The 19,748-nt window shown below is 41.5% G+C and carries 20 protein-coding genes; 10 read left to right on the top strand and 10 right to left on the bottom strand.

Annotation, left to right across the window (positions count from 1 at the left end; all coding sequences use genetic code 11):
- Positions 1–241 precede the first annotated feature (241 nt).
- Positions 242–988, top strand: a complete 747-nt coding sequence (locus tag SOO65_RS20360) for a TorF family putative porin (protein ID WP_321395022.1) — start codon at positions 242–244, stop codon at positions 986–988.
- A gap of 230 nt (positions 989–1,218) precedes the next feature.
- Here the strand turns inward: SOO65_RS20360 and SOO65_RS20355 are convergent, their stop codons facing one another.
- Positions 1,219–1,668, bottom strand: coding sequence for an OsmC family peroxiredoxin (locus SOO65_RS20355; RefSeq protein ID WP_321395019.1), 450 nt, complete (start codon positions 1,666–1,668; stop codon positions 1,219–1,221).
- A gap of 171 nt (positions 1,669–1,839) precedes the next feature.
- Here SOO65_RS20355 and msrB point away from each other — a divergent pair, with 171 nt between their 5' ends.
- Positions 1,840–2,232 (top strand): peptide-methionine (R)-S-oxide reductase MsrB, encoded by a 393-nt coding sequence (msrB, locus tag SOO65_RS20350; protein ID WP_407677027.1) that lies wholly within the window; start codon positions 1,840–1,842, stop codon positions 2,230–2,232.
- 33 nt (positions 2,233–2,265) lie between these two features.
- On the opposite strand, the gene SOO65_RS20345 is transcribed toward msrB, so the two are convergent.
- The 3 genes from SOO65_RS20345 to SOO65_RS20335 form a co-directional block, all read right to left on the bottom strand.
- The gene (locus SOO65_RS20345; RefSeq protein WP_321395012.1) at positions 2,266–2,523 is read right to left on the bottom strand and encodes a hypothetical protein; all 258 of its coding nucleotides are present in this window, start codon (positions 2,521–2,523) and stop codon (positions 2,266–2,268) included.
- 21 nt (positions 2,524–2,544) lie between these two features.
- Positions 2,545–3,243, bottom strand: coding sequence for a hypothetical protein (locus SOO65_RS20340; protein ID WP_321395010.1), 699 nt, complete (start codon positions 3,241–3,243; stop codon positions 2,545–2,547).
- Positions 3,244–3,527: 284 nt separating this feature from the next.
- Positions 3,528–3,977 (bottom strand): hypothetical protein, encoded by a 450-nt coding sequence (locus SOO65_RS20335; protein WP_321395007.1) that lies wholly within the window; start codon positions 3,975–3,977, stop codon positions 3,528–3,530.
- A 216-nt stretch (positions 3,978–4,193) separates the two neighbouring features.
- On the opposite strand from SOO65_RS20335, the gene SOO65_RS20330 reads away from it, so the two are divergent.
- Complete coding sequence (locus SOO65_RS20330) at positions 4,194–5,825, top strand: sensor histidine kinase (protein WP_321395006.1); 1,632 nt, start codon at positions 4,194–4,196, stop codon at positions 5,823–5,825.
- Here SOO65_RS20330 and SOO65_RS20325 read toward each other — a convergent pair.
- Entirely contained in the window at positions 5,814–6,854 is a 1,041-nt protein-coding gene (locus SOO65_RS20325; protein WP_321395005.1) for a linear amide C-N hydrolase, read from the bottom strand. The two genes, SOO65_RS20330 and SOO65_RS20325, sit on opposite strands and share 12 nt — an antisense overlap.
- A gap of 158 nt (positions 6,855–7,012) precedes the next feature.
- On the opposite strand from SOO65_RS20325, the gene SOO65_RS20320 reads away from it, so the two are divergent.
- Complete coding sequence (locus SOO65_RS20320; RefSeq protein ID WP_321395002.1) at positions 7,013–9,271, top strand: hypothetical protein; 2,259 nt, start codon at positions 7,013–7,015, stop codon at positions 9,269–9,271.
- On the opposite strand, the gene SOO65_RS20315 is transcribed toward SOO65_RS20320, so the two are convergent.
- A complete protein-coding gene (locus SOO65_RS20315; RefSeq protein ID WP_321395000.1) occupies positions 9,268–9,909 on the bottom strand; it encodes an MOSC domain-containing protein in 642 nt (213 codons plus the stop codon). The genes SOO65_RS20320 and SOO65_RS20315 overlap by 4 nt on opposite strands.
- Before the next feature lie 24 nt (positions 9,910–9,933).
- On the opposite strand from SOO65_RS20315, the gene SOO65_RS20310 reads away from it, so the two are divergent.
- Entirely contained in the window at positions 9,934–10,743 is an 810-nt protein-coding gene (locus tag SOO65_RS20310) for an arylamine N-acetyltransferase family protein (protein ID WP_321394997.1), read from the top strand.
- On the opposite strand, the gene SOO65_RS20305 is transcribed toward SOO65_RS20310, so the two are convergent.
- Positions 10,729–11,613: a c-type cytochrome gene (locus tag SOO65_RS20305; RefSeq protein ID WP_321394990.1), complete on the bottom strand. Its 885-nt coding sequence runs from the start codon at positions 11,611–11,613 to the stop codon at positions 10,729–10,731. The genes SOO65_RS20310 and SOO65_RS20305 overlap by 15 nt on opposite strands.
- Before the next feature lie 43 nt (positions 11,614–11,656).
- Positions 11,657–12,064 (bottom strand): hypothetical protein, encoded by a 408-nt coding sequence (locus SOO65_RS20300; protein WP_321394987.1) that lies wholly within the window; start codon positions 12,062–12,064, stop codon positions 11,657–11,659.
- A gap of 180 nt (positions 12,065–12,244) precedes the next feature.
- Between SOO65_RS20300 and SOO65_RS20295 the strand changes: the two genes are divergently transcribed.
- Positions 12,245–12,676 (top strand): hypothetical protein, encoded by a 432-nt coding sequence (locus SOO65_RS20295; RefSeq protein WP_321394983.1) that lies wholly within the window; start codon positions 12,245–12,247, stop codon positions 12,674–12,676.
- Here SOO65_RS20295 and SOO65_RS20290 read toward each other — a convergent pair.
- Positions 12,673–13,356 (bottom strand): HD domain-containing protein, encoded by a 684-nt coding sequence (locus SOO65_RS20290; RefSeq protein WP_321394979.1) that lies wholly within the window; start codon positions 13,354–13,356, stop codon positions 12,673–12,675. The two genes, SOO65_RS20295 and SOO65_RS20290, sit on opposite strands and share 4 nt — an antisense overlap.
- A 167-nt stretch (positions 13,357–13,523) precedes the next feature.
- Between SOO65_RS20290 and SOO65_RS20285 the strand changes: the two genes are divergently transcribed.
- The 4 genes from SOO65_RS20285 (at position 13,524) to SOO65_RS20270 (ending at position 19,031) form a co-directional block, all read left to right on the top strand.
- Entirely contained in the window at positions 13,524–13,775 is a 252-nt protein-coding gene (locus tag SOO65_RS20285) for a hypothetical protein (RefSeq protein WP_321394977.1), read from the top strand.
- 450 nt (positions 13,776–14,225) lie between these two features.
- Positions 14,226–15,470 carry a TolC family protein gene (locus SOO65_RS20280; RefSeq protein WP_321394974.1) on the top strand — a complete coding sequence of 415 codons (1,245 nt, stop codon included), beginning with the start codon at positions 14,226–14,228 and terminating at the stop codon, positions 15,468–15,470.
- Positions 15,467–18,592 carry an efflux RND transporter permease subunit gene (locus SOO65_RS20275; RefSeq protein WP_321394971.1) on the top strand — a complete coding sequence of 1,042 codons (3,126 nt, stop codon included), beginning with the start codon at positions 15,467–15,469 and terminating at the stop codon, positions 18,590–18,592. The genes SOO65_RS20280 and SOO65_RS20275 overlap by 4 nt, the downstream gene beginning before the upstream one ends.
- Positions 18,593–18,641: 49 nt before the next feature.
- The gene (locus SOO65_RS20270) at positions 18,642–19,031 is read left to right on the top strand and encodes a DUF6713 family protein (protein WP_321394966.1); all 390 of its coding nucleotides are present in this window, start codon (positions 18,642–18,644) and stop codon (positions 19,029–19,031) included.
- On the opposite strand, the gene SOO65_RS20265 is transcribed toward SOO65_RS20270, so the two are convergent.
- On the bottom strand, positions 19,006–19,680 hold the full coding sequence (locus tag SOO65_RS20265) for a poly-gamma-glutamate hydrolase family protein (RefSeq protein ID WP_321394962.1): 675 nt from the start codon (positions 19,678–19,680) through the stop codon (positions 19,006–19,008). The two genes, SOO65_RS20270 and SOO65_RS20265, sit on opposite strands and share 26 nt — an antisense overlap.
- Positions 19,681–19,748 lie beyond the last annotated feature (68 nt).

The raw sequence follows: 19,748 nt of genomic DNA, 5'->3' as shown, positions 1-19,748 counted from the left end.
AATAAGTCATGATCGCCAATACCAGAAAAGCCGTAATGATAATTGGCACTGCCAGCTTCATCTTAATCGAATAATTCTGCACATATTCTCCAGTAAAAAAGTCGGTGATATCATTTAAAATTTTTATTAATAATCTTCAGAGGGGTGTTAGGTATTTTCAATTGCAGGCAGAATTTTCCGTACGTAAATTCACCCAGGCTTGCCATAACATCATTAAAAAAACTTTAAAGGATGGTTTTAAATGATGCGTTGGTTAGCGGGTTCGTTTTTACTAATGAGTACATCTGCATTTAGTGCAGGCATTACAGGGTATGCGAAATTTGCCTCAAACTACATTTGGCGAGGGATCTCTTTCACTGAGAACAATCCAGCAATCCAGGCCTCGGCGAATTACGAACATTCGTCAGGTGTTTGGGGAAATATTTTTGGATCTAACTTAAAATTCGCTGAACCTACACTATATGAAGGCGATAGCACTAGAGAGATGGATCTTACTATTGGCTATAAAAAAGCGTTGGGTGAGATTGCCGCCAATTTTTACATAAATCGTTACGAGTTTATTGATCGATCACAAATTTCTGCTTTCGAATACTCAACAAGCTTTGGTTATAAAAACCTTGCCTTTGAATATAATTATCTGCCCAACTGGTTTGGCTATAACTCTGTTTCACATTATCTTCGCCTATCTGGCTTTTATGACATCGATAGCAAATACAGTTTGATTGGAGGTTTCGGCAGAAACGAACAAAGTAAAACCAAAAGAACTCAAAATGCCAGTGGCACCTGGAGTGGGGTGGGCTTTACGAGTTATTGGGACTATTACGTAGGCCTACAGTTCAAAGAAACTGGTGGATTTGTTTATGAGTTTCTCTACACGAACACTAACAGAAAAACGATTAGCTATGCTACTGGAACTCCATCCGAGGACGGACAGTATGCGAAGGCAAATGATGAATCTCTAACTATTTCGATGACTAAATTCTTTTAATTCATTCATTGTTGGTCCCGCAAAAGCGGGACCATTCCAATTGGAATTTGAAAAAAATCCAAAATTTTATTAAAAAGTGCCAAGTGTTTCTACGATAAGATCACCCATGAAACGCAAACGCAGCCCAGTTAAAGTCACCCCTCTCAGATGTTTTTTTACTGTAATCCTTGGGATTGCCACTTATTTTTCTTTCACGGAAATCCTTGTAGAAATTTTGCATCAGTAGTGTCCTACGAAAAAGTCGCCGCATCTTGTGAACCAAGATTCAGGTTCATGGTGATCTCGGCCGCTTTCAAGAGTTTTGAAACGGGACAGTTGGCCTTTGCCGAATTGGCCGCTTCTTCAATTTGCGCACGACTAGCATTCGCTGCTTCAATCGAAACATCTAGATGGACTGCAGGTATAGACCAGGCACCAGAAACGTTTTCTAATGAAACTGTGGCCCGCACGTCGATTAATTCGGCTTGAAGATTACGTTGAGCAAGTTCCGCTGATACGGCCATGGCAAAACAACTTGAGTGGGCGGCCCCGATTAATTCTTCCGGATTAGTCCCTCGCTCTTCTCCAAAACGTTTTGAGAAAGAATAAGCAAGATTAGAAATTGCCCCGCTTTCTGTATTAATTGATCCTTTTCCTTGCTTAAGATTTCCGCGCCATTGAGCGCTTGCCGTTCTTTTCATAAGGCCTCCTTTGAGTATCAAAATTAGGAGCAAACAAGGTGCCACTCGGTTATAATGAATGGGAGGTGAATTATGAATAAAACCTTACTATTACTTTTCAGTCTGATAAGCGCCCCTGGTGTTCATGCACAATGGAAAGCTCAACCGCTGACGAAAGAACAGCGGGCCGTCATGAAAGATTCTGCGACTGAGCCACCATTTAAAAATGAATATTGGGACAACAAGCGACCTGGAATTTATGTAGATCGATTGACCGGTGAGGCACTGTTTTGCTCTTTGGACAAATATGATTCTGGCACAGGCTGGCCGAGCTTTACCAAAACGATTAATGACAAGATTGTTGAGACAAAACTTGATCTCAGTCTTTTAGGTGAACGAACTGAGGTGAGAAGTAAAACCAGTGACAGTCACTTAGGACACGTCTTTGATGATGGCCCGAAAGATAAGGGTGGAAAAAGATTTTGTATTAACTCTGCTGCCTTGAAATTCATTCCTCTCGAGGACATGCAAAAGATGGGCTATGGAAAATATCTATCACTCTTTGACGGTCAAACTTCACATTAAATAGTGGGGACATTCGTCCCCACTTTATTCCTTTTATTTACCGTAGAGTCTTTTCATGATTGTTTGGCATCCAGAATCCAGACTCGTATAAACTTCACTCATGCAGGTTCTGAAGTGATCAGCATCATCTTTGGGGTGACCACAACCTAATTTCTGAAGTTCATTGAAGCAGGTTCGTGATGCCTCAACTCTCTCCGCTTTGGGTTGAATATTAACGGCACTTCCTTCATCAATGTCTGCAAAAGCTGATACAGAAAATACTAAAGCTAAACTCATTAAAATATGTTTCATACTGTTCTCCTTAAAGTTTGATTACATGAAGTCCTGAGCGATATCGGCCATGATGTAGCCAATTGCGTATGGAACTGAGTAAGGTCTTTTCGCTGTCGCCGCTGAGTCGTGACCGTAGCCTAATTTGTGTAACCACTCATGGAACAAGTTACCGGCCACAGAGTTTACTTTGTAATTGTTGAAGAACTTTGTATTTACCCAAATCTGAGTTGTTGAACCGTTGGTATAACCGACCACTGTATTGTTAGCGTAGTAAAGCTCAACTTCGAGATCCATACGGTTGTTCTTGGCAGGGTAGAGCTTTTCGGCGGCATCTAGAATTGATTGGTAAATTTGAGCATTTGTTTTGCCTCCATTATCCGCAAACTGTTTTATCCCATTATAAGTATGGTTTAAAACTTTGTTCCTGAACTCTTCTGTCCCCACAACGAGTTTCACAAGTTCAATGGCCTCGTTGTATTTGGCCGCTTGATCAGTGTTGAAGTTCAATAATTCGACGTTTGTACTAAATGTCAGGGCCTGTGCCGGGACATTGGGAGTAGGTGTTGGTGCTGGAGTAGAGGTCGTATCATCTCCACCGCTTGTGTCTGTTCCGGTACTGTCATCGCCGGTAACAGGAGCAGTTTGAGTTTCGTCGCTTGAGCTTCCGCCGTCACCCGATTTGTTACATGAGACGCTTAGTAGAGACGTCATCAACATGAGAATCAAAAATTTATTCATGTTCCTTCCTTGGTGTAAAAAGCGTCCGTCATTGGATGCTAATGTTTGGATAGGAAGGATGTTGCCGGAGAGTATTTTGCTTCTTAAGAGAGGCAAGTGGTGCCCAAAATCGAATTCCACATTTTCTTAACGTTTTTGTGGAGAGAATAAGGGAGAGTCAAATGTGTAGAATCTGGATGGATAAGGAGAAAGAAACTCCGAAAGTTCAGAGTCGTACATTCATCACCGAATATACAATTCTGACCCTTTCGTTCTTAAAGTTTTTTATACATGAAAATAAAAAATTATAAACTATCTGTGCAAGTTAAACCCGGGCCCATATCAGTGTCCATATAACGAAAATAGGCACGACGATCACTCTCATGATCATTTACAAATAATTGCCCATAATAAGAGCCTGTATATTTATTCAAATGAATTTCCGGGTGAAGTTTGATGTAAAGAGAATCAGATGACTGCCCCTTCATTTCTACTCCAGGTGGATAAAACTCAGGGATGATAAGAACTTTATCGCGCTTATAGATCCAATCCATTCCATCTTTTTGAATCGTTACTTGCACCCATATTTCTGGGAAGCCAATGAATGGATTCATGGGATCAATGAGCTTTGGAAAAATGACTTCAATCAGTGCCTTCTGATCGAAAGAACGGCAGCTAAGTTTTTTGAATTTTACGGTTTGAGCAAAAGAGGAAAAGCTTAAAAAAAATAGCAAAAATAAGATGAGATTTTTCATGGCCGCATTATATGGAAATAGGAAATTGAAAGTCCATGAGTCTTTGCGTCTGCCTTTAGTTTTTCTTTAGATTTAGATTTTTTTTAGAAATGTGTTATGCAAGTTTTCAGAGGGAAATAAAGGTTAAATTAAGGAAAAAATTAAGAAGATTCTAATTCTCGCAATGTCAGTTTTAGTAACATTGACCGTCACTTTTTAATGTGTCAAATGACACTAATGAGCAACAAAATTCTGAACACCTCGCCTTTTGAATCAAGTGAATCAGTTCATACTCCTATCTCTCCTTTAGTGGCGACTGCGGAAGAAGAAAAGTTTCGTCTGCTAGTAGAATCAGTAAGAGATTACGGAATATTTCTCATCGATAAAAAAGGCTTTATTGAAAGCTGGAACATCGGTGCTGAAAGAATCAAGGGCTATCAGGCCGATGAGATTATCGGGAAACACTTCTCTATCTTCTATACGAGTGAAGACAAGATCCGTCGTCATCCACAATTTGAATTAGAGATCGCCGAAAAAATCGGAAAGTATGAAGAAGAAGGTTGGCGCGTAAGAAAAGACGGAACGAGATTCTGGTCGAACATTGTAATTACCGCTTTAAGAGATAAGACCGGTGCCTTAGTAGGATTTGCCAAAGTTACACGCGACTTAACTGAAAGAAAAAATGCGGAAGAAAAATTAAAGCTAAGTGAAGAGCGTGCTCGCAAGATGTTTGAGTCCGTAAAAGACTATGCCATGATCACTCTAAATTGTGATGGCACGATTGCTACCTGGAATGAAGGTGCACGTCGAATTAAAGGATATGAGACCAAAGAAATCATTGGGAAGCATTTCTCTGTGTTCTATCCCGAGACCGATATACAGATGGGAAAATGTGAATACGGATTAAACGAAGCGATTGAAACTGGTCGTTTTGAAGATGATGGCTGGCAAGTTCGTAAAGACGGAACAAGATTTTGGGCCAGTGTTATCATCACTGCTATTAGAGACAACGATGGAAGCATTATTGCCTTTTCACAAGTGACCCGCGATATGACGGAAAGAAAGCGCACTGATGATCTCCTCAGAATGTCTTATGCAAATCTCGAGAAGCGAATTGATGAACGTACAAATCAATTAATGAGTACGAACATTAAGCTTCAAGAGGCCATTCAGGTGAGAGATGAATTTTTAAGCATCGCCTCCCATGAATTAAGAACTCCGCTGACTCCATTGAAACTGCAGGTACAACGCCTGTTAAAGAGCATTCACCATAAAACTCTTCACTCCATGAGCGAAAAGAGTTTAGAGAAAATTATCAGCGGCTGTGATACCTCTATTTCTCGTCTATCAAGCTTAATCGATAATCTCTTAGACGTTTCGCGCATCAATATGGGGAAGTTGAATCTCAATATTGAAAAATTCGATTTGAAAGAAATGGCTTCCGAACTACTTGATCGCTATAGATTAGAAATCAGGAATTCCGAGACAGATGTGACCCTAACAGTGAAGGATCCAATTTGGGGAAATTTTGATCGTCTGCGTATCGAGCAAGTGTTTACGAATCTTCTTACGAATGCGCTTAAGTATGGTGAGAGGAAACCTGTTCGTATCGAGATTTATGAAGAAAACGGATGTGCTCATTTCACATTCCATGATCGAGGCCTGGGGATTCCTCCAAAAGATCTTGAAAGAGTGTTCGAACGTTTTGAAAGACTTCATGCTGAAGACACTGTTGGGGGACTTGGACTTGGCCTTTATATTACTCGTCAGATCATTGAGGCGCATGGTGGAACGATAAATGCTGAAAGCTCTAAGGAGTGGGGCACACTTTTTAAGGTCAAAATTCCTCTAAATCATCTAGAGCCCTAAAAACTTAAAAGGCTCAGAGATTTTAAAGTCTTTAACCGCGTTTCCTGAGTAGACATTCCTTTGATCTTTACCCAGGTCAAGCTTCATGACTTTTCCTGTTTTGCTGGAAAAATCCACTTCTTTCAAATTGACCCAAAATGTATTTGGCGTAAGCGCCGATTCAAAAAAATACATCAGACGTGAATGATCTGCGACTGATCTCCAGCGGGTGGAGGAGATATTGGGTTGATCAGGCGTGGTAATTCCATAGGGAACCGATACATTTCGAATTACACTAAAGACACTCGCGAGTGCCACAACCGGATCTTTCGATTTTGGAATGGAATTAATGTAGAACGAGGCACGTGCGAATCGATCGGCCGAGCGATTGGTTCCAGGGAGCATAGTGGTTCCCCCGATTTCCTTCCAATATTCCTCGAGTGCAAGTTGCTTTTCAAAGATAGGTGAATTAGTCATGACTTGATATTTTCGGTCGTGATGAATGACCAGTTTGCCTTTGACATATTCAAAGATGGCACTGTCACCACTGGCATCGGAAAGCGATAAATGAACAGTTGCAAGTCTGTTCTCTCCGGGAACATTATCTGTCACAACGATAAATGGCTCGCTCTTTAAAGCTTTAACTGCTTCTTTGACTGTCGAGAAGTTATCCAGCACATATTGCCCCCAAATAGAAACGGCCATGGCAGGTCTGGATTTTTCAAATTTTGGATATTCCGATTCCACCAACCATAGAATGTTAGCTACCAATCCTTTTTCATTCATGCCATCGGTGGTACCTACCTCATAACCAGAGGCGATCACGCTCCCATATTTTGAAGTCCATTCAACGGAGTTTGGTCCAGCAACGCCATTTCGTTTCATGCCTTGTGGAAATATCCACAAGTTTGTTTGGATGTCGGCCTTCCAATCCATGGTTCTTGCGGTGATGATGTCTTTATTGGCTCCGAAATAAACCGCGCGCGTGCAAGCGAGGGAAGACTGTAGGGAAAGTGTGAAAGCAAATAGCGACAGAGTGAACATCTTCATGAGTACCTCCGGGAGTTTATGGATATCATAAAGGTGCTCCAAGCTTCGATGGGCCAGGCGTTAGACGAGAAGTGTAATCACTTGAAATTATGCTTTTGCAAAACTCTAAGTAACTAAAATTAAAGTCATGCCTGAGTTACGACGACAAGTAATAGGCAATGGTTAACAAATTTTACTTACTCATCGTGGCTTGTTTCATTTCTTCCGCTGCCTTTGGCTCGGATGCTGTTATTTTAAAATCTCTCAAAAATTTTAATTCAGTTGGGCCGAATGCTAATGAGTGTTCTGAAAAACTTCAACAAGAGTGTCCGGAAGTTTTGAAAGAGAGTTTAAAGGACATGTATCGCAAAGGAACAGTTGGTACAATCAATGCGATTGTTTCTGATGGTTCGATGAAGAATCCCAGAACCGCTTGTAACTCGGCCTCTACTTATTCCATTAAACAAGATCAAACGAAACTCAATCAACAACTAGAAACTCATTATCCAAAAACTCCTCAATTGTATGACTACACTCAAAGATGCTCGGAAAACTTGGATGATCTCATTGATGACGAGTATTCAAAGTCTGATAGAAGTCTCGCGCAATCCTACATGCAGTATGATTTTAATTATAAGAGTCTTGCTCTTCATAATGCGATGGCAAACCTCCTGGAGTCGAGAGCGCAGATCGGACTGGTTCTCCAGCAAGACGCCTTCGATTGTTATTCGTTGAGAATGATGGCGGTCCAAAAGCAATGCTTGTCACTTTCTCAATGTCGTCCTAGCGGCAATAAACAGCACTATTTAAATGTTAAAGTTGATGAAGTCGACCAAGCCCTGGGTTCTCTTCGAGCTTTGAATCAGGAGATTCTGAAGACCCGTGACCGCGAGAAAATCAAACTCATGCGTGAAGACATGGAGCGGATCAAAGATTTGAATCCATTGTTGAAAGGTGAGAAATTTAAACATCTCGTGACCAACTTACGTTCGACACCTTCGGCAAATGAACTTCAGACTGCAGTGACTGAACAGTTGAAGCTCTCTCAGAAAGAAATCAATAAACAACTCAAGCAATTTAACCGTGCTCATGGGTGTTTAGTCGGTGCACGCACCGAGTGTGATGATTTTGAGGAGATCATGGGGAAAACAAGATACCAACACCCAGATGTTGTGTTTCCGAAGGCCAATGAACTTAATTACGCTGCAACTTTTCACCAGTGCGTGGAAAATATCAAAGATAATCGTAATACAGCTGATGTAGTCTTAGATGATGTTGCGGTAAATCTCGCACTTACTCTGACTCCATATGCAGTGGTAAATGGTGTGAAGCTTGCCGGCACTTTAGCAAGAACCGCTAGTATTGCCTCGAAAGTGGCGCGAGCAGAAAATCTTGTAGGGAAAGCGGGGCTAGCGGCGAACATTGGTTATGGTGGTTACCATACGGCGGAAGAGTTTGAACGCTGTCAGGCGGAAGTGAAGAACTTTAAAGGACTAGGAGCAGCTCCCGGTAAAATGAGCTGTGATAGTGTTGAAAAGATTTTCGTCAGAAACAGTAATAACTCTCGCTGTATTAATCAGGCGCTTATTTCGGCCGCCTTATTAACACCTGTTGCAGCCAACAGTTTAAGACTCGCTAGGCACCTTCCAAAAATGGCTCCTGAGAAGTTTAAGTCTCTGGTTGGTAAAATTCGTTCGGGTAAAAGTCTTTCTAAAGAGGAAGAACTTCTACTCTTGGAAAAGATCAAGGCCAAAAATCCTCTTGAGAAATTAATGGTAAAAGGTATCTCTGTTGCAGATAAAGAGTTTGCTACAAAGGCCCTTGAAAAGCTTTATAAGCAAGAACACGTGTCACCTGAAGACCTGCTGAAACTTTCTAAATTGATCCAACCACGAAATCCTCCGCTTCTTCTTGTAACAAGACAGGATAATGTGGATAAAATTCTAGATTCGAAGAGAATTTGGGGAAGTACCGAGGGAAGTGTTTACGGTGCCTCCAAGCCCGCAGAAACCGCTTTGGATAAACTCAAAACCGGTGTCCATGGTGATAAAGAAGGAACATTCATCTTCACACCTGAGGCGGCCGCCCTGTTTAAACCACATGAAGTCACCGGTCTTTATAGTGCCATGAAACGAGCGGCCGGACAGTATAAGGGACCTTTTGGAGATATCATCATCGAAGAGGCCAAGCGGATTATGGTAAATGGTCGTCCTCATATCATCGTGACAAAAGCGAGAAGAGCTGCAGGAACGGCAGATGAAGTATTACATGCAGGTCAGAAAACTTCTAAGGCCGAGGCACGCTTACTAGGCCGACGTGCGGGTATTGATACTATCGCCACTGGTACAGGTGCAATAGTCACGATCCAAGCGAGTAGCGCATTTACGGGTGTTACTGTGAGTGACATGTTGATAGAGTTACTGGAAGAGAAAGACTAGTTCAAGGCCGCTTCTATCTTTGGCTTCCATCCTTTATCCATCAAACCAGTTTCCAAGCAACGTCTAAGATATTCTTTATCCGCAAACCGTTCTTCACCATAACCCTGAATGTGCAATTTATAGAGAGGCAAATCGGGGTAGGGCCTCTCCAGGAACTCAAGATAGTCACCAGGTCGAATTTCACCTTCTTCTAAAACACGATAATACCAGCCAGATCTACCTGATACGACAATCTCTTTCTGAACGCGGCCGTCCTGATAGGCGTGATTAATCGTAACACAAGGTCTACGAGAAACCGTCAGTTGAACTTTGGCCGTACCGAGTTGATAGATATCACCGATGTTTAAATCTCTTTCAGTAAGTTCTTCAGTGACAATATTTTCACCATACGTACCAGGAAGAAAGCGGTCAGCAATATCAGGAAACTGTTCTTTCAGATAATTATAGTTGGCCATGGAGTAATGATGAATGACACGCATGTCTCCGCCATGATGGACCAAATTGTTAATCTCATTGCCTTCTATCCAGTCCTTAGATACTTTTATGACATCTCGAGGTTCCTTCGTGATCGCAGTTACGAAATCATTTGGGAGCTTGGATATTTTACCGGTGTAGACACCTAAAATTTTGTATTTCATAAGAGTCATTCTAGTGGAGAGCTCATGGACTTAAAAGCCTACTTTGAACGAATTGGTTACACAAAAACGCCCAAGGTTGACTTTAATACTTTGAATGAACTTCATCGTTTGCATACGACCTCTATCCCTTTCGAAAATCTCAATCCTTTTACTTATAAAGAAGTTCCACTGGATCTTGAAACGCTTGAAAGGAAAATGGTCCAGGGAATGCGGGGTGGCTACTGCTTTGAGCAGAACATTCTTTTCTCGTCTGCATTAAGAGAAATAGGGTTCAAGTTTAAGTGGCTTGGAGCTCGAGTTCTTTGGAATCAAGCAGAAGACCTTATTACTCGTCGTTCACATATGTTGTTCCTGGTTGATCTAGAAAATGAGACCTATCTCGCAGACGTGGGGTTTGGTGGGATGACTCTAACGACTCCGATAAAATTTAAAACTGATATCGTACAAAAAACTACTCATGAGGATTTTAGAATCAAAAACCTCCAAGAAGATTTAATTCTTCAAGCGAATGTCGGTGGAGAGTGGAAAACAATTTATCGTTTTGATCTTACTATACAGCATTTAATTGATTACGAAGTGGCCAACTACTATCTTTACACGAATCCTACTTCCCATTTTAGAAATATGCTCATTGCCGCCAAACCTTTCGAAGAAGGTAGGCTGGCTTTGAGCAATAATCAGTTCACCATTCATTGGAAAGGTGGAAAGAGTGAGAAGGTGTTATTTAAGTCAGTGGATGAAATTCGAAATGTCCTCACAGAAAAGTTTGGCATCCGTTTAGATGGCGTAAGTGATTTAGACTCACGCCTTTTAGCTCTTTTAAATACTCTTTAAGTATCGGTAAAGCGCCTTCAATTCCGTCTCAGACATGGCGGCCGTTGCAGTCCAAGGCATGAACTGCGGATTGATTTTTCTGCCATCTTTTGTCACTCCAGTGGTCAGGACTTTTTTGAAATCATCGAAGTCGTAAGCTTGAAGTTTACCTTTAGAAGTTATGTTGGAAGCGTGAGGCCAGCTTGGCGGAACCCCATCAATTGGTCCACCGGTAAACTGAGGATTATGGCAACCAACGCAACTGGATGAAACATATTTTCCATACTCGATAGTATCTTCTGCTGTAAGGCTTTTTACTTTGATTCGCTCGTTTGGCACGTACTTTCCAGAGAAGAGGAGAGGCATCTTTCCAAAATAGTCGAGAACTTTTGCCATCGGCCCAACTGTAATAGGTCGAGAGTTTTTCGCAACTGGTGGAAGGCTTTGAAGATAGACAATGATCTTACCTAGATCTTCATCGCTTAGAGATGAAAATTCCTGAGATGGCATAAACTTTAACAATCGGTTTCCACGGTTCAACCCGAAACGGATGGCCCGAACCCAGTCTTTGGTAGAATAAGTTTCACTGACGCCAGTGGCATGCGGAGTAAGATTAGATCCTGAAAAAACACCTATGGCAGGATCTTCGATGAAAGTTCGTCCTTCAAGTTGAGGGCCATGACAATCAAGACATCCCTTCATTTGAGTAAGACGTTTTCCTTCATTTTTCCAATGAGGATTCAATTCAACTTGAAGGGCCAGATCTGGTTCTGGAAATTTCTTCTCTGCAGTTTTCTTAAAATTATTATGAGCAGCAAGGTAGATGGCACCTGATCCTAAGAGGATGAGACCAAAGACGAGACATAATACTTTAAGTATTTTCTTAAACATTACTGCTCCAGGTTAGTGTTCACTTACCTAGAATAAGTAAATACTAAATTCCTGAATGGGGTAACAAAAGATTCTTTAATTGGTTAGCATTGGCGTAAGCTTCGGCCTCAGTTGAGAAGCGTTCTGGCGAAGAGATGACTTCACCTGATTGAAGTTCCATAGAAACACAAAAGAATTCCGTAAAGCTACTGGCCTTACCAACACGTTGAACAAAAATACGTTTGATATCAGAGTAGGGAATTGTCTTATTACTCTGTCTTAAAAATTTTTTCTTATTCCAATGAATGAGACTGTTCTTTTCATCTAAATCAAAACTAATCTCTTCATTCCAAATGACGTAGGAGAGACCGATAAAAATCAGAAGGTAACCCAACATGTGGGTGACTTTGTTTTGAATAAAGTAAACGATGGCGGCACCCGCGAGGATTTCCAGATAGCTAACAAATTTCATGCTTTAGAGTATATCCATAACGATGGTTGATTCGTAAGCCATTACCTGCTATATTTTGAGGAGGTCTGCGAAGAGGCCTGTCCGTCAAAAGAGAATCTCACTTCGTGTTTCCCTCTTATTACATTTAATCTTTTGGTTACCAATGACGGAACGGTAACAAGACCAAAGGAGAAAAATGTTATGTCAGGTTCCAGTATTGATTCCCTAAAAATTAAGGCGAAGCTTTTACAGAAAGCGAAGAAGAAGCAGGGCAAAGAAATTGCCTTGAAGGATGCTTATGCCATCATCGCTAAAACCGCAGGTTACCCATCTTGGAAAGAGATGAAGGATGAGTACGAAGCGGCCGATGTGTTGAATCCACCGAAGTGGAGTGCTCAATGGAAGACTTGGTTTGCAAATAAGGAAGAAGCGTTAAAACATCTCACGCCTGATTCTTATTTAATTCCTTATCGTAAAGAGTGCTTTATTTGCGATGCAAATTACATCTCTGCTTTGGGGATTCTTCCAGATGATCCTGACCTTTCTAGAGTTGGCCATGATTGGACTTCGCCCCAAGATAGTCTGGCGTGGACGAGGCTGGTGACTAAAATTAAAAACAGGGGAAAGCTCTAAAGAGCTTTCCCACCAAATGAATACTTTTCTAACATCTGAAGGAAATTTTGCATTTCTGTCATTCTGATCTTTCCTTCTTTCTGGGCACTTGGTGACATAAGTTCCTCTGGAAGCTTGGTCATCATTTGCTTCATCGTAAGAGTTGAATTTTCAATCGCTGGTTTCTTTCCAAGCTCAACGTTTGCGGCCAGAAGTCTGGCCACGCCCATTGTCCCCATAAAATCTAGGATATCAGCGTCTCTGAATAGCTGAACAACAGCTCCGTGAGGTTTTGGCCCGTAGTATACGTGGCCAAGAATAATTTCTTTTACATCATCAATTTTGTTTTCTGGAAAACCGAGTGATTGAAGGAGGGGACCAGCAAGTTCTGCCGATCTTACGGCGTGATCAACGCCTTCTTTTTCAAATCCAGTGAGCCCCCCTAAATCATGTAGAAGTGCAGCTGCGAATAGTACATCTTCATCTACTTCGATGCCTTCAAGCCTTGCTAATTTACGTGTATTTTGAAAGTTTCTTTCAGCATGTGGATATCCCCAAGATTGGTGAGCCACATTTTTAAGTGCGAAATCGTTCAGTTTAACTTTCCAAGAAGCATCCAATGCGATGCCAGTTGCGGTTCTTGGTTGAGCAAAAACAGCTGTAGTCACTAAAAGCAGAAGGGCGAAAAAGTACTTGTTCATAGGATGCCTCCAAAGGATGCATCCTAAAAAATGGCTGGTGATTTGGAAAAGGAATCTTTTGCAGGTTCCAGCTGCATTCTAGTCTGTCTGTCATAACCCCATTGGTAGGAAAATGCCTAGGGTCTAAAGTTCTTCCATCATTTTAAAATTGGCCTAAAATCTTCTCTATGAAAAAAATAAACCTTCTTTTTGTGTTGTTACTTACAGGTTGTGCTGGTGTGAAGGTGATTCACCCGAATGATAAATATAAAGGGCCGCCAGGGACTTTTACCTGCAGTATTGTAGCATCAAACGGTAAAAGGGTCTTTGCCACGGGAAACAGCAAAGACGAAGCAAGAAATGAGGCCTTAGCAAGATGCCGAGATAAAACCATCATTTCTTCATGTCAGACTAAGAACACAAAGTGTGAGAAAAATTAAAGCGGTGTGACTCTCATATCTTGTATTTTATGCGTAATGCTGATAAAGAACATGTAAGTGAGATATTTTTTCTAGTATGACTGCGAAGTATTTTCGTCTAAATTTAATTTTTTTCTTAATATCTTTCTTCACTATCGAAGTTCTGGGTCCTGTTGATTTTCTCGATGGATTCACTCATTCTGACATTGAAACTGAAACTGAAATTGCCCGCCCGGTAATCTATAAGTTAACAAAAATTCCGGTTTCAGAAAAACTTGTACTAACCGTTGTCGCGATATCTTTACCAAAAAAACATCTGGTAGAACCTGATCCTTTACATCTACCAGCCTCACATTCAACTCATAATTTCTTTATTTCCGGGGCCAAACTCGCCCGAGAAATCTCTACCAACAGTTAGTCCTCACTCTGGTCCTAATTACATTCTTTAATTACTACATTTAGTGAGTTGTCATGAAATTGTTACCTTTGCTTTTAGCATTGGGGACGATCTATTCAGTTCAGGCTGAGGTCTGTTCCCATATTTATACTCCTCATCATCTTTTTGATGAGGCAATGAAGAGAAATATCCATTTAGAATTGAAAGACCTTCAGAACAAGGCCCTTGAAGGCCAGATCGTCGAGGCAAATAAAATCTATAATCCCGAGTTTGAACACTTCACAACTTCAGGAAATCAACTTGGCCGTCAAAACATAACGAGTGAATCAAGAATATGGTTCAATCTTCAGCTAAACAATAAACGTGCGAAAAAGACACGTGTAGCGGAAATGGACAGGGAAATCGGCCAGGTCGAACTGGAGGCTTTGCGCCTACAGCTCAAGCAGGAAATTTTTCTCGCCACTCTTCGTTTTAAGCAAATTAAGAGCGAGATTGGAGCTGTTGAAAACCTGTCAGATGTGGTTGAAAACTTTATTCAGCGATACAAAAAAGTTGGCTTTTTAACTCCCGAACAAAGAGTTGAAGTTGGTTCTTTAGAGCTCTCAAGTCGTGATCTGGACATGCGAAAGGCAAGCTTACAAAACGAAACGGATCTCATTTTGCGACTTTTCCAGAAGATGACTGGGGAGAGTTGTGACGTAACAGTTAAGCTTTCTGAAAACGGCAAAAACGAATGGCCCGATTTGAATGACTTCCAATTCAAACCCGACCAGGCCCTATCATTTAAGCTGGATCAGTTGGCCTTGAAGAAATCGGAATTCGAATTTGAGCGAGAAGAATCAAAGAAAGTCCCGGATTTGAAAGTTGGACCCGTCTGGCAGCTCAATAAATTGGGAAATCAGGAATATAACATTTTTGGAGTTGGTCTCATCATTCCAATGCCTTTTTTCGATCGTAACCAAGGTCTAAGAACAGCGGCTGAATTTAACATGAAGCGGGCCCGTCGTTATGAGGAGTATCGAAAAGTTCAACGACAAAAAGAATTTGAGTTCAGAGTCGATAGTTACCTGAGACTTCGTGAAAAGATCAATGGGAAGACTGAACTGGAAGAATATAAAAAACTTACCAATGAGTATAAGAGACTCTTCCTTCGTGGATTAATTACGGCCTCAAGTTTCCTAAGCTATAAGCGGGAACTTTTAAACCTTACTTTTGAAGTCCATCAGATTGAGAACGCTCTGGCGTCCCATCTCCTTGAACTTTACCGTCTGAACAATCAGACCACTGATGGATTCTTACAGAAGGTATTAAAATTATGATCAAATCAATTATTCGCTTTAGTGTAAAAAACAGCATGGTCGTGATCTTCATGACCGCCATTATTTCTATCTATGGTTTCTGGTGTTTTAAGAAATTATCGATCGACGCCATTCCCGATATCACAAACACTCAGGTGCAAGTGATAACTCTCGCTACAGGTTTAGTTCCGGAAGAAGTTGAAAGACAAGTCACTTTCCCGGTTGAGACGAGTTTGAACGGAATTAGGGGAGTGATCGATATGCGATCAGTTTCTCGTTCTGGTCTCTCGCACATCACGGTTATTTTCGCTGAGGGAACCGATATTCTTGAGGCCCGTCAGTTAATTTCGGAACGACTCATCCTGATTAAGGATGAACTTCCGGATTATGAAATCTTTATGGGTCCAATTGTGACTGGTCTAGGTGATATTTTTCACTACACAATTCTTCCAAAAAATAAAAAGCTGGAAGAGCTTAGTACCAAAGAAATGATGGAGCTAAGAGATGTTCAAGACTGGGTGATTCGTCCGGAGCTTAGACGCGTAAAGGGTGTGGCGGAAGTTAATACCACCGGAGGCTACCCGACTCAGTACTATGTACTCCCGGATCTTAAGAAAATGAATGAAAATGGCATTTCATTTGCGGACGTTAGTCGCGCACTTAAGCTCAATAACTTCAACGTGGGAGGAAACTATGTTGAAAAGGGTGACTCCCAGGTTCTTATTCAAGGATCTGGACTTCTAAAGAGCATTAAAGAAATCGAGAACGTGCCAATTCGAATGTCTAAAAACCTCATGCCGATTTTTGTAAAGGACATTGCCAAGGTTAAGCTAGATAAGCCCCTGGTGAATGGTTCGGCAACTTACAATGGTGCAGAGGCAGTCATTGGTAGTCCGCTTATGATGGCAGGAGAGAACTCACGAGAGGTTGCTGTAAAGATTCGAGATGCCATCGAACATCTCAATAAAAATGTTCTTAAAGACCATGAGATTAAGGTTCTTTACGATCGTTCTGAATTAGTGAACAAAACACTCACGACTGTTAATAAAAATCTTCTGTTTGGTTGTGCCTTGGTTGTCCTCGTTTTGATTTTCTTAATCGGAAATCTTCGCGCGGCCATTATCACTTCCATCATGATTCCTATTTCGCTTCTAATCACTTTCATTGTGATGAAGCTTTCTAATCTCTCTGGGAACTTAATGAGTTTAGGTGCCCTGGATTTCGGGGTCATTATCGATGGTGTCGTAATTGTTATCGATAACTGTATTAGACAAATCCAAGTAAGAACCAAGGCCAAGGGGAGTTCCCTTGATCGTGAAGAAATCCACGATACCGTTATTACTGCGACTAATGAAATTATGTCGGCGGCGATGCTTGGTCGATTCATTATCATTCTGGTTTTCATTCCTCTCTTGATGCTAACTGGTGTCGAAGGGAAGATGTTCTCTCCAATGGCAAAGACTTTCGTTTACGCATTGGCCGCGGTTTTCATACTGTCTTTTACATCGGTTCCGGCCCTGGCGTCGTTACTTTTGAAATCGACAACAGAAGAGAAGAAGCCCTTTGTCCTTCGTTGGTTTGAAAAGATCTACTACCCAGCTCTGAACTGGTCACTTGGAAAATTTGGATTACTGACTGTTCTGGCAGTAAGCCTTTTAGGCATCTCAATGTATCTCTTCTCGAACATCGGGGGTGAGTTTATTCCTCGCATGGATGAAGGAAGTGCCGCAATCCGTGTTGTTCGAAAGGCCGACGTGGCTCCATCACACGTGCTTTCGGAGCAGATTCGCCTGGAAAAAATCATGCTCCAAATTCCTGAAGTGGATCGAGCCTTCTCACGAAGTGGTACAGCGGAAGTTCCGGACGATCCCAATGGCATGAACTCTTCTGACTGGATTGTGGAATTCAAACCGGAGAGTGATTGGCGCCCTGGTATGACTCGACAAAAAATTCGAGATGAGATTCTGACAAAGCTTAAAGCAGACGATGGTGGTGCTGTCTTTATGATGGGTCAACCGATTGAGATGAGATCAAATGAGCTGTTAGAGGGAACTCGCTCTGATATTTCACTTAAAGTTTTCGGAAACAATTTAGACCAGGCCATCGCCTTGGCCGAAGAAATTCAGAAAGAAGTGAAACAAGTTCATGGCGCCTTTGAAGTGGAACTTGATGTACAAGGCAAAAATAAACTTCTAAAAATCACGCCGGATGAAGACATTCGCGAACAGTTAGGTTTTGGTCGAAGAAACTTACTTGAAACAGTTGAACTGGCGTTGGGTGGAGAGCAGGTCGGTCGAATCTATGAAGACATGCGAAGTTTTGCCCTGGTGATGCGTCTTCCCCATGAAGATCGGGAAAATATCGAAGCGATTAGATCTCTACCTATTCCTGTTCGGGATGGATTAAGCATCAGATTATCTGAGATTGCCCATGTTAAGGAAGTTGATACTCATAGTGTGATCACGCGAGAGAACTCTGCCCGTCGAATTGCCATCCAAATTAACGTAAAAGATCGTGATATGGAAAGTTTTGTAAAAGAGGCGGCAGTACGAGTTGAGAAGAATGTGAAACTTCCGGAGGGCGTGACTTTGGAGTGGGGAGGAAACTTCAAGAACCTCCAAAATGCCAAGGAAAGACTTTCGGTCATTCTACCAATCACTTTGTTAGTAGTGTTCCTGTTAATCTACTACGCTTTCTTCAACTGGAGTATCTCTTTACTGATTTTCGCCTGTATTCCATTTGCCTGGGTGGGAGGAATTCTCATGCTGATTGCCAGCGGTCTGCCGTTTAGTATTTCGGCGGGAGTAGGGTTCATTGCCCTGGCAGGGATTGCGGTGATCAATGGAATGATTCTCGTGGCGTATTTCAATACGTTGAAGTCACAGGGCATGACGGGAGAGGAGCTTATTCAAAGTGGGGTGTCGCTTCGTTTAAGACCAGTGCTCATGACGGCGATGACGGATATTTTCGGATTCTTGCCGATGGCCTTTGCCACTGGATTAGGGGCGGAAGTGCAAAAACCTCTCGCCCTAGTGGTGATAGGTGGAGTTATCACAGCTACTCTATTAACACTTATTTTCATTCCGGTTTTATATAAGAAATTTGAGAAGAAAATTGGTTTAGCAAAAATTGTGGATCATTAAACGACTGGGGCCCTTCACGGGCCCCTTCTTCAAGGTTATCTTTAATAATATGAGATTATATTTTGCTGTATCAACAATTGCTCTCCTCGCCACCCACCAAGTAGATGCTGCTTATCAGAAAGAATGGGAGCTTTTTGGAGTACCAGGAGGAATAGATTTTTTTCTAGTTTTTAACTTCGTTGCTGTTTTTGTACTACTGATGAGTCTTATCAAGCTCGCCTCAGTTCCGAGAGCAAATTTTCTTTGGAGATACTTAATCCCGATCATGGGACTGTTCACAGTCACCATACATTCCATCTTCATGCTTAAAGGCCATTCAGAATTTACACAGATTGGATCAATCTCAATACTGGTTTTACTTCTATTATCTTCGGCAACAGAAGTTTACCTTGAAAACTCTCTATCTCAGCGAATTAAAGAGTATCCAGATACTCTTTGAAAACATTCGAGAGAGATTTTAAGAAAGTCTGATCTCTCAAAATTGATTTACGAACACGCGGACTCATTTCCACCTGAATTCCTTGAAGTTTACAACGGTTCACAGGATTCTTCTTCGCCGTCCCGTTGAAAGGATTACAACAAAGTTCACAGCTCTTATAATCGGGATATGCCTTAGTGAGAGCCTTCACTAATTCTTTTCTCTCATCAGCGTTCCCGCCTCCAACGCAAAAATCTGCTTCTTGTCCCCCGAAGCCGTGGAGACCTAAACAGAAGTCTGCTTTTGAAGTGAGTTCCATTAATTGAGGCTCATCAAAATTAGTACTGGTTAAATGCAGAGTAGATGAAGTGAAAGAACTTTCATCCATTTCTCCCACTCGAAGACCTTTAAAGGTGTAAAAGTTAAAACTCTCAGATGTAATGGCACTGGCAAGTTCGGTGCTTCCAGATTCGATATAGCCACCATGAAAGGCCATGACGAGAATCTTGGAGTTTCGATTTTTTAATTCAATCACATAATCTTCGCCTTCCACGTTTTTAGCGGCCAATTCAGAGAAGTTTTTATAGTGATCCTGAGATCCGGGCTTCGTTTGGATTTGAGCAAAGGTCAGTGAAGATAAAAGTGTAGTAAAGATGATAAATTTAAGCATGAAAGTATTTTACCATAGTATAAGTAAACGATCCATTTATCTCGGCTTTTAAAACCTCTTCCTTCTTA

Origin of the sequence: Peredibacter starrii, assembly GCF_034259205.1 — a bacterium.
Lineage (GTDB): Bacteria > Bdellovibrionota > Bacteriovoracia > Bacteriovoracales > Bacteriovoracaceae > Peredibacter > Peredibacter starrii.
Note: the sequence above shows the minus strand (reverse complement) of the source record. Positions and strands in the feature narration are given on the sequence as shown.

Bases quoted from the DNA above. Each gene is read 5' to 3' on its own strand.
- SOO65_RS20360 (WP_321395022.1), top strand. From the start codon at position 242: ATGATGCGTTGGTTAGCGGGTTCGTTTTTACTAATGAGTACATCTGCA.
- SOO65_RS20355 (WP_321395019.1), bottom strand. From the start codon at position 1,668: ATGAAAAGAACGGCAAGCGCTCAATGGCGCGGAAATCTTAAGCAAGGA.
- msrB (WP_407677027.1), top strand. From the start codon at position 1,840: ATGAAAGATTCTGCGACTGAGCCACCATTTAAAAATGAATATTGGGAC.
- SOO65_RS20345 (WP_321395012.1), bottom strand. From the start codon at position 2,523: ATGAAACATATTTTAATGAGTTTAGCTTTAGTATTTTCTGTATCAGCT.
- SOO65_RS20340 (WP_321395010.1), bottom strand. From the start codon at position 3,243: ATGAATAAATTTTTGATTCTCATGTTGATGACGTCTCTACTAAGCGTC.
- SOO65_RS20335 (WP_321395007.1), bottom strand. From the start codon at position 3,977: ATGAAAAATCTCATCTTATTTTTGCTATTTTTTTTAAGCTTTTCCTCT.
- SOO65_RS20330 (WP_321395006.1), top strand. From the start codon at position 4,194: ATGAGCAACAAAATTCTGAACACCTCGCCTTTTGAATCAAGTGAATCA.
- SOO65_RS20325 (WP_321395005.1), bottom strand. From the start codon at position 6,854: ATGAAGATGTTCACTCTGTCGCTATTTGCTTTCACACTTTCCCTACAG.
- SOO65_RS20320 (WP_321395002.1), top strand. From the start codon at position 7,013: ATGGTTAACAAATTTTACTTACTCATCGTGGCTTGTTTCATTTCTTCC.
- SOO65_RS20315 (WP_321395000.1), bottom strand. From the start codon at position 9,909: ATGAAATACAAAATTTTAGGTGTCTACACCGGTAAAATATCCAAGCTC.
- SOO65_RS20310 (WP_321394997.1), top strand. From the start codon at position 9,934: ATGGACTTAAAAGCCTACTTTGAACGAATTGGTTACACAAAAACGCCC.
- SOO65_RS20305 (WP_321394990.1), bottom strand. From the start codon at position 11,613: ATGTTTAAGAAAATACTTAAAGTATTATGTCTCGTCTTTGGTCTCATC.
- SOO65_RS20300 (WP_321394987.1), bottom strand. From the start codon at position 12,064: ATGAAATTTGTTAGCTATCTGGAAATCCTCGCGGGTGCCGCCATCGTT.
- SOO65_RS20295 (WP_321394983.1), top strand. From the start codon at position 12,245: ATGTCAGGTTCCAGTATTGATTCCCTAAAAATTAAGGCGAAGCTTTTA.
- SOO65_RS20290 (WP_321394979.1), bottom strand. From the start codon at position 13,356: ATGAACAAGTACTTTTTCGCCCTTCTGCTTTTAGTGACTACAGCTGTT.
- SOO65_RS20285 (WP_321394977.1), top strand. From the start codon at position 13,524: ATGAAAAAAATAAACCTTCTTTTTGTGTTGTTACTTACAGGTTGTGCT.
- SOO65_RS20280 (WP_321394974.1), top strand. From the start codon at position 14,226: ATGAAATTGTTACCTTTGCTTTTAGCATTGGGGACGATCTATTCAGTT.
- SOO65_RS20275 (WP_321394971.1), top strand. From the start codon at position 15,467: ATGATCAAATCAATTATTCGCTTTAGTGTAAAAAACAGCATGGTCGTG.
- SOO65_RS20270 (WP_321394966.1), top strand. From the start codon at position 18,642: ATGAGATTATATTTTGCTGTATCAACAATTGCTCTCCTCGCCACCCAC.
- SOO65_RS20265 (WP_321394962.1), bottom strand. From the start codon at position 19,680: ATGCTTAAATTTATCATCTTTACTACACTTTTATCTTCACTGACCTTT.